Here is a 15,129-nt window from a genome sequence, read left to right on the forward strand (position 1 = left end):
CATAGATGCCGGCGTCGTCGTGGCGAAAGCCCCATTCCGGTTCGTCCGATGTCTCGGCTTCGGCGATCAGCCAGCTCCTGGTCGGATCCCATCCGGCGAATTCGATGCCCGCCGCCTTGCGGACGATGCTGCGGCCGCCGTCGCAGCCGACGAGATACTGCGCCCGGAGCAATTGGCCATCCGACAGCGCGACATCGACGCCATCGTCGTCCTGCGTGAAGCCGGTCACCTCGCGCCCGCGCTCGATCGGCACCGCCAGTTCGTCGGCCCATTCGCCGAGCACGCGCTCGATATGGTTCTGCCGCAGCCCCAGCGTGAAGTTGCGCCGGGTCGGGAAGTCGCTGATCCCAAGCGGAACCAGATGCGAATGGAACAGCACCGCCGGATGGCGCGTGCCCAGTGCAACAAAGCGGTCGCCGATGCCGCGCTGGTCGAACACCTCGATGGTGCGTGCGTGCAGGCCACCCGCCCGCGCGCCGATCAGGTCCGGACTCGCGCGCCGCTCGACAATCGCAACATCGACGCCGGCCAGCGCCAGCTCGCACGCCAGCATCAGCCCGGTCGGCCCTCCGCCGGCAATCACCACAGCATGTTCCCGCATCCCGCACTCCTCCGTTCGATTGGGCGCGCGTTCTACGGGATGACCCCGGGCTTGCGGCAAGCCCGGGGGGTCTACATATATCTAAGTGGGAAGAGGGCGTTTTGCTGCTCGAACCAATCCAGCTCACATAGCGAAGAACTGCGCGACAAATTCAATGTCGTCCCGGCGAAAGCCGGGACCCATAACCACAGGATGTTGTGTTTGCCTCGCTGTGGCCCCAGCCTGCCATAACCACAGACAGCGGTGGCTATGGGTCCCGGCCTTCGCCGGACGACGTTGGGACTCAAAACTCGCCGTGGATGCGGCCGGAGAAGATGTGCACCGGGCCGCGGTCGGCGTTGTAGGCGGGGTTGGTGATGAACTGATAGTCCGCGGTCAGCGTCAGGCTCTTGTTCACCTGGTAGGCATAGTAGGTCTCGAAGATCCGCTCCGGGCTGTAGTTCAGCGCGCCGTCGCCGATCAGAAGGCCGAGGCCGCCGGCGGCGAGGTAGTCGCGATGCGCCGATGACAGTCCGTTGATCGCGCCGCCGATTCCGATCGTGTCGTTCGCCCGGCCCCAAGTGCTGCCCTTGATCGACACGCCGCCGGAAACGCTGCGGTCGACATCGGTGAACGACAGGATCTCGTTCCGGCCGTCGTTCCAGCTGAGCCGGCCGAACAGGCCGACATCGGTCGCGATCTGCTGCTCGCCGTTCAAATAGAAGCCGTACTTGGTGTTGTCCTTGCGGATACCGGCCATCACGTCGTTGATGTCGAGCCCGGGGTTGGCGTCCTCGATCGCGAGCGCCTGGCGATAATTACCGGTGTTGCCGCGGTTGCCGAATACGCCGACGCGCAGCTTGCCGGGTTGATCGAAGATCGAATAGCGGCCTTCGAATTCCACCACCGCGCCGCCATTGTTGGCGTTGAAGATCAGCACGTCGCTGTTCGGTGCATTGGGCACCTGGAACACACCGGCGCGCACCGCCCAGTCCTTGCGGTTGAGCTCGACCACGGCGCCGCGGGTATAACCGGGCAGATCCGCCGGGAAGTCGTAGGCGGCGGAGGCCCACATCGCCCAGTTCATGAAGTCGGCGCGCGGATCCTTGGCGTAGGAATTGCCGTCGAAGAAGTCGCCCACCGCAAAGCGCCCGACCACGATCGTGAGGCGGTCGATGTCGCGCTTGCCCGCGATCTGGTTGGGGCCGTCGGGGACGTCCTCCTGCTCGCCGCCGAAGCCGAAGGTCTGCTTGAAGTAATAGCGCTGCGGGCGGATCTTCGGGAATTCGGCGCCAGCCTTCTGCGCTTCGCCGTTCGAGAAGCCGGCCAGACCGAGCGTGCCGTTGAGGCCAAAGCCCTGCGCCGTCTCCGGATTGAAATAGAACTCGCCGCCTTCCCATAGCCGCACGCCGAGAAACGCCGTCGTGGTCCAGGTCTGTTGCACCTGTCCCGGGCCCGGAAGGCTGTTGGTGCCGGTATAGGGCGCGCGGAACGACGGATAGCCCTGACCGAGCAGCGTGGTCTGTCCGTGCACGCTCCAGTCGCTCGATTCCGGCAGCGCGGTGCGCGTCGGCGTCGCCGACCAGGGTGAGTCGCCGAGCTGGTAGTTCAAGCCGAACTTCAGCAGGTGGATGCGCGGGTCGATGCTGACGCCGGGCATGCCGAAATCGTTGAGACCGAGCGTGCGCCGCGACAGGTCGATGTAGTCGTATTCGACCTTGGCCGTCCAATTGCCGCTCACCGCGAATTCGGCGCCGGCACCGACGGTCCAGCCGGTCTGGTACTGGCCGGGCTGCGAGATCACATTGCCGCCGGCATCATTGACCCTGACCTCGGTGTGCCCCCAGGCGAAGCCGCCGGTCACATAGGGCATCCAGGTGCCGAGGCTGTAACCGGCGCGGCCGCGCAGCGTGCCGACATAGTCGATCGACGCGTTGAAGGGCCCGAGCACGCGCCGCGGCAGGTCGGTCGGGCCGGTGAAGGTCGCATCCGCCTCGACGCCGAGCACGAAGCGGTTGGCAAATTCCTTGTTGTATCCGGCCTGGAAGCCGCCGATCCCGCCGGTGATCGTGGGCGGAAAGAACACGCCCTGTTCCAGGATCGGATTGGTGCCCGGTCCCAGCGTGCCGTCGCCATAGCCGACATGAGCGCCGACGTAGAAGCCGGTCCAGCTGTAGACCGCCTTGGCGGCGGGGGACTTGAGCGGCAAATCGGCCGCGGCCGCCGACGTGCCGAATGCCGCCGCGCCGAGCGCTGCGCCGGCGGCGATCCGAACCCGGAAGAGACGGACGCAAGTCATGACGCGGCTTTCCGCGAATGGTTGGCGGTTTCGCCCGGCATTACAGATTTGGCGGCCACTTGCCACCCGAGATTTGAAGTCATCGCCCGCCGTCCCCGGTCCGATCCGTATCGTCCCATCCAAAGCCAGATCAGCACCTAGCATCCCCTGTCGCCTGTTGCAAGTAATTCGCAATAGCAACTGAGGTGCGCCGGATACCTCTTCGATTTGCACGCGACTATGACAGTCGCGTAACGCCACGAGGCCGCGAGCCTGATCGGCTGCGATCGACCGCACATCTGTGGCAAATCGGTCGAGATCCGACCGTTCAATCGAGGCCACCATTGTCTTCGTCCCTTGTCTTGATGAATGCCGGCTGCGATGGCCGGCCGAGTACGACCCTCGCGCCGGCCCGTTCGACGCATCGCGCCATCGACAGCGCCGTCCGCAGATCGGCGCCTGAAATCACACGCCGCTGATAGAGCGCGGTCGCGCCGCGCAGGATGGCGCCCGCCAGCCTGAACAACACGATCGCGCCCCATCGTCGGCCGCGGCCGAGTGCCGTCACGCTCCCACCGTGGCGAGCTGGACGATCCGCAGCAGCACCAGGCCGGCAGCGACGACGAGGTAGCCGCGCAGCACCAGCATCCAGATCCGGCTCAGCGGGCTGAGCCGCGCCGGTGGCAGCCGGTCAAGCGGCGGCATCCGCCAGGTGTCGCGGTCGAACAGTGGCGGCTTGTGCTTGAAGCGGGAGGACGCGCGACCGTGCGACAGCATCTCGTACAGCTTGACCGCCGCGGTGACTGCGAGCGCAAGCAGGCTGCCGCCGACCAGGATGCCGATGATCCACGTCTCGCCGAGATCGGGGAACAGCACCGCGGCAGTCAGGATCACCGACAGCATTACGAGGCCCGCGACCACCGCGCCGGTGAACAGGTTCAGCCTGACGGAATTGACCCAAGGTCCGAGGATGTGGCGGTCGTTGCACAGCAAGAGCAGGAACACGGTCGCGCTCGGCAGCAGCACGCCGGCCAGCGTCTGCACCGCGTTGGTGAGCAGTCCGAGCGGTGTGCCCGGCGTCAGCACCAGCACGGCGGCGAGCACGATCAGCCCGCAATAGACGCCGTAGAAACCTTTCGCATCCCACGGCTTGCGGTGCAGCGAGTGCTTGACCGCGAACACGTCACCGATCGCATAGGCGGTCGAGAGGGAGACCGCGGCCGCGCCGATGATGCAGGCATCCAGCAGTGCGAGGGCAAACAGCACCGCCGGCAGCCGGCCGGCATATTTCTCGAGCCCGACCGCGGTCCCCAGCGCGTCGGTGTAATTGCCGAATTCGGGCTTTCCGGCGAACACTTCGGCGCAGAACGAGATCATCGCCACGGCGCCGACTACGACCAGCACGATGCCGATGCACAGATCCATCCGCTCATAGCGGATGAAGCGCGGCGTGATCCGCTTGTCGACGATGTAGCTCTGCTGGAAGAACAACTGCCACGGCGCCACCGTGGTGCCGACGATGGCGACGATCAAAAGCATCACCTCGCTGAGCTTGGCGTCTTGCGGCATCTTCGGCACGAAGAAATCCGCCGCGATCTGCCCGACCGGCGGATGCACCATCAGGATCACGGGCACCAGCAGCAGGCTGCCTGCGACCAGCACGATGCCGAAGCGTTCGAAGCGGCGGAAGTCGCCGGTCGAGACCGCCAGCATCACGATAACAGCCGAGGCCAGCACGCCCCAGAACTGCGAGACGCCGAGAAAATGCAGCGCGAAGGTGATGCCGATGAATTCGGTGACGATGGTCAGCGCGTTCAGCACCAGCAAGTCGATGACGCTGAAGGCGCCCCAGAACTTGCCGAAGCGCTCGAAGATCAGCCGCGCATGGCCGACGCCGGTGACGGCGCCGAGCCGCACCACCATCTCCTGGTTGACGTAGAGCACGGGAATCAAAAGCAGCAGCGTCCAAAGTAGCGTGGTGCCGTAGTTCTGCCCCGCCTGGGTATAGGTGCCGAACGCGCCGGCATCGTTGTCGCCGACCATCACGATCAGGCCGGGGCCGACGATCGCCAGCAGCGTCTTCAGCCGGGCGAGCCATGTCGCGCGCGGCGCGGTGTCACCTTCGGCGATGCTTCCAAGCGCGCCATGGATGTCACCGAGATGCGCGCGGTCGAGCACCGCGGTGCGGACGGAGCTGGCGGTGGCCTCACGATCGGAGGCGTGCACGTTCAAGTCATTGACGACGGTCATGACTCATTCCTTCTCATTTGCGTGGTTTGGTCGTTTTGGGAGTTGGAAAGCGGATGATGTTGCCGGCTTCAGGCACTGGGATGGAGTCTGAAGCCGGCCGGCGCCGCGGTGGCGCGCGGCCGGTGTCCAGCATCAGCGCGATGCCAAGCGCGGCGACATGGCGCACGAGGCCGGCGCTCTCGTTGATGAGACCGACGATGCTCCGCATCACCGGAACGAGCCGGTCGTTGGCCGGTGCGGGATGCCTGACGGCACCGGCAACGGTCGGCCGACGGGCTTGCCCGAAAATGTCATTTGTCTTGCTCATCGTCGTCTCCCCGCTGCCTGTTGGGCACGGCGGGAGGGACGCGGAGCAGCTCTATGCGCGCGCGCAGCCTCCGCTGCCGTGAGCAGCGGCAATTCCAAAATTGATGTCGTTCCCCGGAGGGAGTCCCGTTGCCGCGCCGCGATGGCGCGCAACGGGACAACTAGGTCCTTCGTCCATGTCGGTCCTTCAGGCGCTTGCGATCATCTTTGCTGCGGAATGCGCAGGTATTGCGCGCGGGCCGGAGTACCGGTCCGCGCGCCGCTTTCGATGGAGATCATTCGTCGATGATTCGAGGGTGGTTTCGACGATCCACCGGCACTCCGGGCGGCCGTCGATCAGGATCCAATGACAGGCCGGGGTTGGACGCCGGCGGTCCGCCGGGCGGCGAAAACCGGCTGGTTGTCATTGGAATAGGTGGCCGCCCGCGGCGGGATCTGCCGCGGCTCGAACGGCCGGAATTTTGCGAGCTTTTCGAACATCGCTCACCTCCACTTCCGCTGTCGCGCGGCAGGCCGGTGAGGAGCAGGCGGTTACGCGAGGCGTGACCACCCATCCACGCAGGCGAAATCTGCGCGATCAGTCTTGCTATGTTGCGGCGTCAACAGTCCCGTTGCCGGTCTACTGTCGCCTGAGTTGCTACTGCCCATGTGCCTTCTGTGTTGGCTCGTGGTCGGGTTGATGTCCGGGATCAGACCCCGGTGCGGAACGCATGTTCCGGCGATCGGCCACTACGCCTGCCACAATGGCCTGTCAAGCCGATTCTGCTATCCTCCGGGGAGGATCATGATTATCCTCCAGGGAGGATAGGAGAACCGAATGTCAGACGACCATCCACACGCAGCGATTGCCCGGCGCCTGAAGCGCGCCAACGGCCATCTCGAGACCATCGTCGAGATGATCGAGCAGGGCCGGCCCTGTGCGCAGATCGCACAGCAGTTGCAGGCGGTGGAGAGCGCGATTGAGAGCGCCAAGAAGGCGCTGATCCACGATCACATCGGCCACAGCCTGGAGGAGACGCTGAAGGCGTCGGGTCCGAAGGGCCGCAACGTGCTGCGCGACTTCCGGCTGATCGCAAAATATCTGTGATCCGAGCCCGCATGTCGCGAGCTCGCAACGGTTGACCCGCCCGGGGGGATGACCGGACGGGTCGTGCGCGACACGGGGTGGATGAGGACCCGTGCCGAACGCAGGATCCGCAGCCTGAGAAAAAACCTGTCGATCAGTAGCAGGAGCGCACGCGGCCGATGTAGTTGCCGTAGGCGTCGAACTGGCGCACCCAGGCGCAGCGCCGATAGCCGCCGTCGTAATAGCCGTCACTGGCCGCGATCGCGCTGCCGACGATGGCGGCGCCGACGAGGCCCGCGCCGACGCCCCAACCCCAGCCATACGGCTTGGCATTGGCCTGCGACGTGGTGGACGCGATGGTGCCGGTCACGGCGAGCGCGGTGAGGGCGAGGGCGGCAAACTTGGTCTTGATCGACATGGAATACTCCATCCAGTTGGGCGCGGTCCGGTTTGTTCCGCATGCCCGTTGGACGGAGGCTTTTCGGTTCCGGTTCGAAGGCCGTGCCGGAAATATGGTTTCGTGAATTGTTTCGTCGGCCTCTGCCAGGACGAAGGAATTCCCGGTCAGTTGCCCCCGAAGACGCCCGGATCGAACCTGTCGACGTCGGCGAGCAGCTCGCAGAACGCGCGTGCGCCGTGCTCGAGCAGCTGCTCGCCCTTCTCGGCCGAGGCCTTGGTCGCATCGCCGATCGCGCCGCTCGGATTGAGGTCCTGCGCCTGCCAGGCGAACGGCGCCGGCCGCTGGGTCGACAGGAGGCGGTGGTCCTTCTCGATCTGCACGCTCGCGGGCTTGAAGTCCGCGATCGCATCCTTGCGCACATGTTGCGGATATTTCGCCAGCATGATCGAGGTCTCGATCGCGCCGCCGTGGATGCCGTGGCGCAATTCGTCGGCATCGAACAGCCCGTCCGGCGTGCCGAAGCGCGACCAGCTCGTGGTCACCACCAGCATCTTGTGTTGCGCGCGCAAGTCCTGCGCCACGAGCTGCATCGCGGCGGAATTGCCGCCATGGCTCGTCACCATCACGAGCTTCCTGGCACCGGCGCGCACCACGCTCTCGCCGAGCGCCATCCAGCTGTTCAGCGCCACCTTGGTCGGCAGGGTCAGTGTGCCCGGAAAATCGATGTGCTCGGTGGAGATGCCGACCGGCTGCTGGGGCAGGAACGTCGCCGGGATCGCCGCCGGCAGCAGCTCCTGAACCCGTGCCAGATACGCCTCGCCGATCATGACGTCGGTTCCGAGCGGCAGATGCGGCCCGTGCTGCTCGGTCGCGGCCAGCGGCAGCACCGCGATCCAGCGCGCTGCCGCGTCCTTGGCGAGGTCGGGCCAGTGGATGGCGGTCCAGTCACGGGGCGGAAGCTGAGAAGTCATCAAGCCGGTCGTTTCAATACAAGCGTTTCATGGGATGGATTTGCAGGCTAGTTTGTTTAACATCGGTGAGGCGTTCGCGTCTCCGGGCGCGGTGCGCGTCTTCCCGCCTTCCATCATGGGCCATAATGATCGACGGAGTCCAACCATGATCCCGGCCTTTTTGCCGCGAGCGTTAACCACAGCCGTTCTGGCCGCGACCCTCGGCGTTTCAGCGGGCCTCCTCCCGGCGCGGGCGCAGGACAAGACTTTGGACAAGGTCTCGTTCGGCACCAATTGGGTCGCCGAGGGCGAGCATGGCGGGTTCTTCCAGGCGCTCGCCGACGGCACCTACAAGAAATACGGCCTCGACGTCACAATCGTGCCCGGCGGTCCCAACGAGAACAACCGCATGCTCCTGATCGCGGGCAAGCTCGACTTCTTCATGAGCGCGAACTCGCTGCAGACCTTCGACGCCGTCACCAACAACGTGCCGCTGGTCGCGGTCGCCGCGATGTTCCAGAAGGACCCGCAGGTCTTCCTGACCCATCCCGAGGTCAAGGTCAGCAAGATCGAGGATCTGAAACCGCTGACACTTTTGATCTCGAAGGAAGGCATCACCAGCTACTTCCAGTGGCTGAAGTCCGAATACGGCTTCGACGAGAACAAGGTGAAGCCCTACACCTTCAATCCGCAGCCCTTCATCGTGAACAAGCAGACCGCGATGCAGGGCTATGTTACCTCGGAGCCCTTTGCGGTGGAGAAAGCCGCCGGCTTCAAGCCGAACGTGCTGCTGATTGCCGACTACGGCTTCAACTCCTACTCGACCCTGATCGAGACCCGCCGCGACCTCGTCGACAAGAAGCCGGACCTGGTGCAGCGCTTCGTCGATGCCTCCATCGTCGGCTGGTACACTTACGTCTACGGCGACAACTCGGCCGGCAATGCGATGATCAAGAAGCTCAACCCTGATATGAACGACGAGCTGCTGGCCTATTGCGTCGCCAAGATGCGCGAGCACGGCATCGTCGATTCCGGCGATTCCATCAAGAACGGTATCGGCGCAATGACCGACGAGCGGATGGCGAGCTTCTTCGACAAGATGGTGCGCGCCGGCGTGGTCAAGGGCACGATCGACTATCGCCAGGGCTACACGCTGCGCTTCGTCAACAAGGCGGTCGGCGTCGAGCTCCGGCCGAAGAACTGAGGGTGCGGACGCGCAATGGCGGAGCCTGCGTTGTCTGGACCTGATGCCGCATGGGCGGTGCGCCTGCGCGGCGTCACCAAGACCTATGACAGCGGGGTGACGGCGCTCGGGCCGCTCGACCTCGATGTGGTCAGTGGCGAGTTCGTCTCGCTGCTCGGACCCTCCGGCTGCGGAAAGTCCACCGCGCTGCGCCTCATTGCCGGCCTCGCCGCACCGAGCGCCGGCACGGTCGAGCTCGCCCATCACGGCGCCGAGCGGCGCGGCAGCCACAGAGTAGGCTTCGTATTTCAGGAGCCGACGCTGATGCCGTGGGCCAATGTGCGCGACAACGTCCGCCTGCCGCTCAAGCTCGCGCGCCCGGCGGCGACTGACGCCGATGCACGCATCGAGGCGGCGCTCGATCAGGTCGGGCTGGCGGACTTCGCGGCCGCCTATCCGCGCGAACTCTCCGGCGGCATGAAGATGCGGGTATCGCTGGCGCGCGCGCTGGTCACCGATCCCGATATCCTGCTGATGGACGAGCCGTTCGCGGCACTCGACGAGATCACGCGCTTTCGCCTCAACAACGACCTGCTGTCGCTGTGGCGCAACCTGCACAAGACCGTCATCTTCGTGACGCACTCGGTGTTCGAGTCGGTCTATCTCTCGCAGCGCGTGATCGTGATGACGGCGCGCCCGGGCCGGATCGGCGCCGAGTTTCGCATCACCTCGTCGGAGCCGCGTGGTGAAGAGTTCCGCACCTCGGCCGAATATGCCGCGTTCTGCCGCGAGGTCTCGGGCGCGCTGGCGCCGTCCTATGCAGGGCAGGCAGGCGCATGAAGTCTCCGCAGGACCTCGTCCGCTTTCTGCTGCCGCTCGCGGTGTTTGCCGCGGGCCTCGTGCTCTGGGAAGCGATCGTCCGCGCCTACGGCATCCAGCCCTATGTGCTGCCGAGCCCGCTCCTGGTGCTGAGAACGCTGGTCGCAGACTGGCCGGTGCTGTCGCAATCGCTCGGCGTCACGCTGCTGACCACGCTCGAAGGCTTCATCGCCGCCGCGGTCGGCGGCGTCGTGCTGGCGCTGCTGTTCAACCAGTCGAAATGGCTGGAATATTCGCTGTTCCCCTATGCGGTGGTGCTGCAGGTCACGCCGGTGATCGCGATCGCGCCGCTGCTCCTGATCTATCTGCAACAGCAGACCGCGGTGATCGTCTGCGCCTGGATCGTGGCGTTCTTTCCGGTGCTGTCGAACACGACGCTCGGCCTCAGTTCGGTCGATCGCAACCTCGCCGGATTGTTTCAACTTTATGGCGCCTCGCGGCTGCAGACGCTGCTGTTCCTGAAGTTGCCCGCGGCGCTGCCCTATATTCTCGGCGGCCTGCGCATCGCCGGCGGGCTGTCGCTGATCGGCGCCGTGGTCGCGGAGATCGCGGCGGGCAGCGCCGGCGCCGGCTCGGGCCTTGCCTTCCGGATCGCTGAATCAGGCTACCGGCTGAATATTCCCCGCATGTTTGCAGCACTTCTGCTGCTATCGCTGGCCGGGATTGTCATCTATGGGGTGCTGGCGCTAGTTTCGCACCTTCTGTTGCGGCGTTGGCATGAAAGCGCGTTAGGAAAGGACAATTGATGGCCCCGATTTCTTCCGAAAAGATCGATCTGTTGGTTTATGGACCGATCCGGCCAATCCTCGAAAACGGCTTTTCCGATCAATACGTGCTGCACCGGGCCGAGAGCCGCGGCGATCTCGAGCGGCTGACGCCCGATACCATGGCCAAGATCCGCGGCATCGCCGTCACCTATCACACGATGGCGACCGACAAGACCGCGATGGCGATGTTTCCCAAGCTCGAGATCGTCGGCAGCTTCGGCGTCGGCTACGACCACGTCGATTCCCATTATGCCCGCGATCACAATATTGTGGTCACCAACACGCCCGACGTGCTGACCGAAGAGGTTGCCGACGTCGCGATGGGGCTGCTGATCGCGACGCTGCGCGAATTCGTCAAGGCCGATCGCTATGTGCGCTCCGGCCTGTGGCAGACCCAGAATTATCCGCTCAGCGTCGGCTCGTTGCGCGATCGCAAGATCGGCATCGTCGGCATGGGCCGGATCGGCCAGGCGATCGGGCGGCGGCTCGAGGCCTCGCGCGTGCCGGTGTCGTATCACTCGCGCAATCCGTCCAAGGACGTCGCCTACAAGCACTATCCCGATCTGATCGAGATGGCGAAGGCGGTCGACACCCTGATCGTCATCGTGCCGGGCGGCGCTTCGACCGCGAAGATGATCAATGCCGATGTGCTGAAGGCGCTCGGCCCGCGCGGCGTGCTGATCAATGTCGCGCGCGGCTCCGTGGTCGACGAGCCGGCACTGGTCGCGGCGCTGAAATCCGGCACCATCCTCGCCGCCGGCCTCGACGTATTTGCGGCCGAGCCCAATGTGCCGGACGAGTTGAAGGCGATGCAGAACGTCGTGTTGCTGCCGCATATCGGTTCGGCCTCAGTGGTGACGCGCAATGCGATGGACCAGCTCGTGGTCGACAACATCACGAACTGGTTCGCCGGCAAGCCGCCGCTGACGCCGGTTGCGGAAACGCCGGTGAAGGGCCGCTGATGCCGCTGTCCCGCTTCAACCTCGTGCTGCTTGTACTGCTGGCCGCGTACGGTCCGGCTGCCGCGCAGGACATCTCGACGTTGAAGAAGGACATGATCGGGCAGTGGGAGCTCGCCACCACCGAGCGCAGCAAGACCTGCGTCGTGACGCTGAAGAGCGATGCGACGCCACAAGGCTTTAAGCTCGAGCTCGAGCCGGCCTGCGCCGCCGCGCTGCCCTTCACCAAGGACATCACCGGCTGGAGCATCAAGGGCCTCGGCGACATCGTACGGCTGCACAATGCGGCCGGCGAGGCGGTGATTGATTTCACCGAGGTCGAGACCGGCATCTTCGAGGGCATGCGCACCAACGAGGGCGTCTACATCCTGCAAAACCTCGCAGCGGCGCGCGCGCTCGCCAAGTCGATGGACCAGATGATCGGCGACTGGTCGATGGTCCGCGGTAATGGTCAGGCGATCTGCGCGCTGGTGCTGACCAACACCGACGCCGGCAACGACAATTTCCAGGTGTTCCTGAAGGGCAAATGCGATCCCGCGGTCGCGGCCTTCAACCCGACGCTGTGGCGGCTCGACCATGGCCAGATGGTCCTGATGTCGCCCAAGGGCGAGACCTGGCAGTTCGAGGCCGACGACAACGCCCAATGGCGCCGCGTCCCCGATAGCGCCGACCCGCTGATCATGTTGCGGGAGCAATAGGGCGCTAACCCTCGCTTGCCTCTCCCGCTTGCGGCGGGTGGAGGCTTTCTCCGCGCAAATGCACGGCGTCATTTGCGGCAACACCCCCACCCCGACCCTCCCCCGCAAGCGGGAGAGGGGGTGCACTACCGCTGCGGCCGTAGTTGATGCATTTTCTCCAAAAATAATTCGCTTTCCTTGTCGATCCGGCATGCCCCGGATCGTCGTCCTCGATAGCGAGCCGATTTCACCGCGATAATCCCGTGGCTTGCCGAAAACAGGAGCATTTCATGCGCTTTATGTCGATCGTCACCTCGCCCCAGTCCCCGGCACAGCCGACCCCGGCGCTGCTGGAGGCCATGCACAAGCTCGCCGACCGCGAGATCAAGGCCGGCCGCATGGTCGATACCGGCGGGCTGATGCCGCTCGCGACCGGCGCGCAGGTCCGCATTGTCGACGGCCATCTCAGCGTCGTCGACGGTCCGTTCGTCGAGGCCAAGGAAGTGATCGGCGGCTACGCGATCTTCGAGCTGGGCAGCAAGGAAGAGGCGGTGGCGCTCGCAGTCGAGTTCATGCAGCTCCACAAGGATCACATGCCCGGCTGGCAAGGCACCTGCGAGGTCCGCGCCTTCGCAGGCTTTGCCGGACAATGTCCCGAGTGAGCCGGAGGGCAGGCGATGCGCTTCATGTATGTCCTGGTGGCGGAGAAGCCGATGCTGCCGAATCCACCATTGAGGGAGGCGATCGGCAAGCTCGCCGAACGCGAGATCGCGGCCGGCCGCATGCTCGATACCGGCGCGCTGTTGCCGCGCATGGCGGGCGCGGAGGTGAAGATCAAGGACCGCAAGCTCACCGTCACCGACGGTCCTTTCATGGAGGCCAAGGAGGTGGTCGGCGGCTACGCCGTGTTCGAGCTGAAGGACAAGGAGGAGGCCGTGGCGCGCGCCGTCGAGTTCATGCAGCTTCATCTCGACCATATGCCGGATTGGGAACTGTCATGCGAGGTTCGCCCCTTCATGGAGTGCTGACCGTCGCCTCCGTCGCATGCCGGTGGTCGGCGTGACGGAGGACGAGGTCAAGCGCACCATCCTCGGCGTGTGGCGCATCGAGCAGCCGCGGCTGATCACCAGCCTGTCGCGGATGCTGCGCGACGTGCCGCTCGCCGAGGATCTGACCCAGGAAGCGTTGATCGCGGCGCTCGAGCACTGGCCGCTCAGTGGCGTGCCGGAGAAGCCGGGTGCCTGGCTGATGGCGACCGCCAAGCGGCGCGCGCTCGATCACATCAGGCGCAACCGCATGCGGACCGAAAAGCACGGCATGCTGGCGCATGATCTGGTGCGGGAGCAGGAGACCATGCCGGATTTCGATGCCGCGCTCGACGACGATATCGGCGACGAATTGCTGCGGCTGATCTTCACCGCCTGCCATCCGCTGCTGTCGCGCGAGGCGCGCGCCGCGCTGGCGCTTCGGATGATCTGCGGCCTCACCACCGAGGAGATCGCGCGCGCCTTCCTGCAGGCGGAGGCAACCATCTCCCAGCGCATCGTGCGCGCCAAGCGCACGCTGTCGGAGTCAGGTCTTGCCTACGAGACGCCGCGCGGCGAGGCGCTGTCGGAGCGGCTAGCCTCCGTGCTCGAGGTCGCCTACCTGATCTTCAACGAGGGCTATACCGCGGCAAGCGGCGACGAATGGCTGCGGCCGCAGCTCTGCAACGAGGCGCTGCGCATCGGCCGCGTGCTGAGCTCGATCGCGCCGCAGGAGCCGGAGGCGCACGGATTGCTGGCGCTGATGGAGTTCAACGCCTCGCGGATGGCGGCGCGCACCGATGCGGCCGGTGAGCCGATCCTGCTGATGGACCAGAACCGCGCGCTGTGGGATCGCCTGCAGATCCGTCGCGGGCAACTGGCGCTGGCGCGTGCCCGCGAGCTCGGCGGCGCCGGCGGCTTCTACACATTGCAGGCCGCGATCGCCGCCTGCCACGCCGAGGCCGACACGCCTGACGCGACGGATTGGCGCCGCATCGCCGCGCTGTACGGCGATCTCGCCGCGCTGCTGGATTCGCCTGTCATCGCGCTCAACCGCGCGGTCGCGATCGGCATGGCCGAAGGGCCGCTGGCCGCGCTTGCGATCGTCGACGGCCTCGCGGACGAGCCGGCGCTGAAAGCCTATCATCTGCTGCCGAGCGTGCGCGGCGATCTGCTGCACCGGCTGAGCCGCTTCGCGGAGGCGCACACCGCGTTCGAGGCCGCCGCTGAACTGGCCGGCAACGCGCGCGAGCGCGAGTTGCTGCGGCGGCGCGCCGCGGTCGCGGCACGCGCCGCGCAGGAGCAGGCCCGCGGCTGAACGGCCTCGCGATCGACGCAAAGCGCCGGCATGTTCGCCGAATCGCAATGCGTCAGGGAACCGCGACCATGACGAAACCATCCGTGCTGGCGATCGGGCTCGACCCCACCTTCGTCGATCTGTCCGTCATGCCGCAATTCACGCCCGAGCTCGTGCGCAGCTACATCGACGCGCAGATCGAGGGGCTGCGGATGCTTGGCTACGATGTCGAGAGCTGTCTCGTCGACCTCGGCGATACGGCCGAAGCGGTGACGGCGGCGGCCCTCAACGCGCGCCGTTACGATTGCGTCGTGATCGGTGCCGGGCTGCGCGAGCCGCCGGAACGGCTGCTGCTGTTCGAGGCGATCCTCAATCTGGTGCACCGGCTCGCGCCCGGCGCCGCCATCTGCTTCAACACCAACCCGGCCGACACCACTGCTGCCGTGCAGCGCTGGGTCAAGCCTTAGCGCGCGGCGCGGTAGATTGGCACGCGGGCCGAGCCCACCGCGAAG

The 15,129-nt window shown here is 65.6% G+C and carries 18 protein-coding genes; 10 read left to right on the forward strand and 8 right to left on the reverse strand.

The genetic code is table 11. The annotated features are described in order from the left end of the window. The 6 genes from BraRD5C2_RS24585 to BraRD5C2_RS24610 all read right to left on the reverse strand — a co-directional run. Positions 1-601, reverse strand: a 601-nt coding sequence (locus BraRD5C2_RS24585; protein ID WP_223972330.1) for an FAD-dependent monooxygenase, incomplete at its 3' end; no start/stop codon positions are given. Between the two features lie 283 nt (positions 602-884). Next, positions 885-2,879 (reverse strand): carbohydrate porin, encoded by a 1,995-nt coding sequence (locus tag BraRD5C2_RS24590; RefSeq protein WP_223972332.1) that lies wholly within the window; start codon positions 2,877-2,879, stop codon positions 885-887. A 307-nt stretch (positions 2,880-3,186) separates the two neighbouring features. Next, complete coding sequence (locus BraRD5C2_RS24595; protein ID WP_223972334.1) at positions 3,187-3,426, reverse strand: hypothetical protein; 240 nt, start codon at positions 3,424-3,426, stop codon at positions 3,187-3,189. Continuing rightward, positions 3,423-5,108, reverse strand: coding sequence for an Nramp family divalent metal transporter (locus BraRD5C2_RS24600; protein ID WP_223972336.1), 1,686 nt, complete (start codon positions 5,106-5,108; stop codon positions 3,423-3,425). Before BraRD5C2_RS24600 ends, BraRD5C2_RS24595 begins: the two co-directional genes overlap by 4 nt. A gap of 13 nt (positions 5,109-5,121) precedes the next feature. Then, positions 5,122-5,415 (reverse strand): hypothetical protein, encoded by a 294-nt coding sequence (locus BraRD5C2_RS24605; protein ID WP_223972337.1) that lies wholly within the window; start codon positions 5,413-5,415, stop codon positions 5,122-5,124. A 335-nt stretch (positions 5,416-5,750) separates the two neighbouring features. Continuing rightward, entirely contained in the window at positions 5,751-5,894 is a 144-nt protein-coding gene (locus BraRD5C2_RS24610) for a hypothetical protein (RefSeq protein ID WP_223972339.1), read from the reverse strand. 337 nt (positions 5,895-6,231) lie between these two features. Here BraRD5C2_RS24610 and BraRD5C2_RS24615 point away from each other — a divergent pair, with 337 nt between their 5' ends. Beyond that, positions 6,232-6,501 (forward strand): metal-sensing transcriptional repressor, encoded by a 270-nt coding sequence (locus tag BraRD5C2_RS24615; protein WP_050403822.1) that lies wholly within the window; start codon positions 6,232-6,234, stop codon positions 6,499-6,501. A gap of 133 nt (positions 6,502-6,634) precedes the next feature. On the opposite strand, the gene BraRD5C2_RS24620 is transcribed toward BraRD5C2_RS24615, so the two are convergent. Both BraRD5C2_RS24620 and BraRD5C2_RS24625 read right to left on the reverse strand, forming a co-directional pair. Then, entirely contained in the window at positions 6,635-6,898 is a 264-nt protein-coding gene (locus tag BraRD5C2_RS24620) for a hypothetical protein (protein WP_173640237.1), read from the reverse strand. A 146-nt stretch (positions 6,899-7,044) separates the two neighbouring features. Beyond that, positions 7,045-7,851, reverse strand: coding sequence for a creatininase family protein (locus BraRD5C2_RS24625; protein ID WP_223972341.1), 807 nt, complete (start codon positions 7,849-7,851; stop codon positions 7,045-7,047). A 145-nt stretch (positions 7,852-7,996) separates the two neighbouring features. Between BraRD5C2_RS24625 and BraRD5C2_RS24630 the strand changes: the two genes are divergently transcribed. The 9 genes from BraRD5C2_RS24630 (at position 7,997) to BraRD5C2_RS24670 (ending at position 15,084) form a co-directional block, all read left to right on the forward strand. Continuing rightward, positions 7,997-9,034 (forward strand): ABC transporter substrate-binding protein, encoded by a 1,038-nt coding sequence (locus BraRD5C2_RS24630; RefSeq protein ID WP_223972343.1) that lies wholly within the window; start codon positions 7,997-7,999, stop codon positions 9,032-9,034. Between the two features lie 15 nt (positions 9,035-9,049). Then, a complete protein-coding gene (locus BraRD5C2_RS24635; RefSeq protein WP_223972348.1) occupies positions 9,050-9,853 on the forward strand; it encodes an ABC transporter ATP-binding protein in 804 nt (267 codons plus the stop codon). Then, positions 9,850-10,638: an ABC transporter permease gene (locus tag BraRD5C2_RS24640; RefSeq protein ID WP_223972350.1), complete on the forward strand. Its 789-nt coding sequence runs from the start codon at positions 9,850-9,852 to the stop codon at positions 10,636-10,638. The genes BraRD5C2_RS24635 and BraRD5C2_RS24640 overlap by 4 nt, the downstream gene beginning before the upstream one ends. Then, on the forward strand, positions 10,638-11,621 hold the full coding sequence (locus BraRD5C2_RS24645; protein ID WP_223972352.1) for a 2-hydroxyacid dehydrogenase: 984 nt from the start codon (positions 10,638-10,640) through the stop codon (positions 11,619-11,621). Before BraRD5C2_RS24640 ends, BraRD5C2_RS24645 begins: the two co-directional genes overlap by 1 nt. Beyond that, positions 11,621-12,316, forward strand: coding sequence for an AprI/Inh family metalloprotease inhibitor (locus BraRD5C2_RS24650; protein ID WP_223972354.1), 696 nt, complete (start codon positions 11,621-11,623; stop codon positions 12,314-12,316). The genes BraRD5C2_RS24645 and BraRD5C2_RS24650 overlap by 1 nt, the downstream gene beginning before the upstream one ends. Positions 12,317-12,585: 269 nt before the next feature. After that, positions 12,586-12,957: a YciI family protein gene (locus tag BraRD5C2_RS24655; RefSeq protein ID WP_223972363.1), complete on the forward strand. Its 372-nt coding sequence runs from the start codon at positions 12,586-12,588 to the stop codon at positions 12,955-12,957. A gap of 15 nt (positions 12,958-12,972) precedes the next feature. Next, positions 12,973-13,323 (forward strand): YciI family protein, encoded by a 351-nt coding sequence (locus BraRD5C2_RS24660; RefSeq protein ID WP_223972365.1) that lies wholly within the window; start codon positions 12,973-12,975, stop codon positions 13,321-13,323. A 31-nt stretch (positions 13,324-13,354) separates the two neighbouring features. Beyond that, positions 13,355-14,638: an RNA polymerase sigma factor gene (locus BraRD5C2_RS24665; protein ID WP_223972367.1), complete on the forward strand. Its 1,284-nt coding sequence runs from the start codon at positions 13,355-13,357 to the stop codon at positions 14,636-14,638. A 68-nt stretch (positions 14,639-14,706) separates the two neighbouring features. Continuing rightward, positions 14,707-15,084, forward strand: coding sequence for a hypothetical protein (locus tag BraRD5C2_RS24670; protein WP_223972369.1), 378 nt, complete (start codon positions 14,707-14,709; stop codon positions 15,082-15,084). Positions 15,085-15,129 lie beyond the last annotated feature (45 nt).

The organism is Bradyrhizobium sp. RD5-C2, from assembly GCF_019972155.1.
Lineage (GTDB): Bacteria > Pseudomonadota > Alphaproteobacteria > Rhizobiales > Xanthobacteraceae > Bradyrhizobium.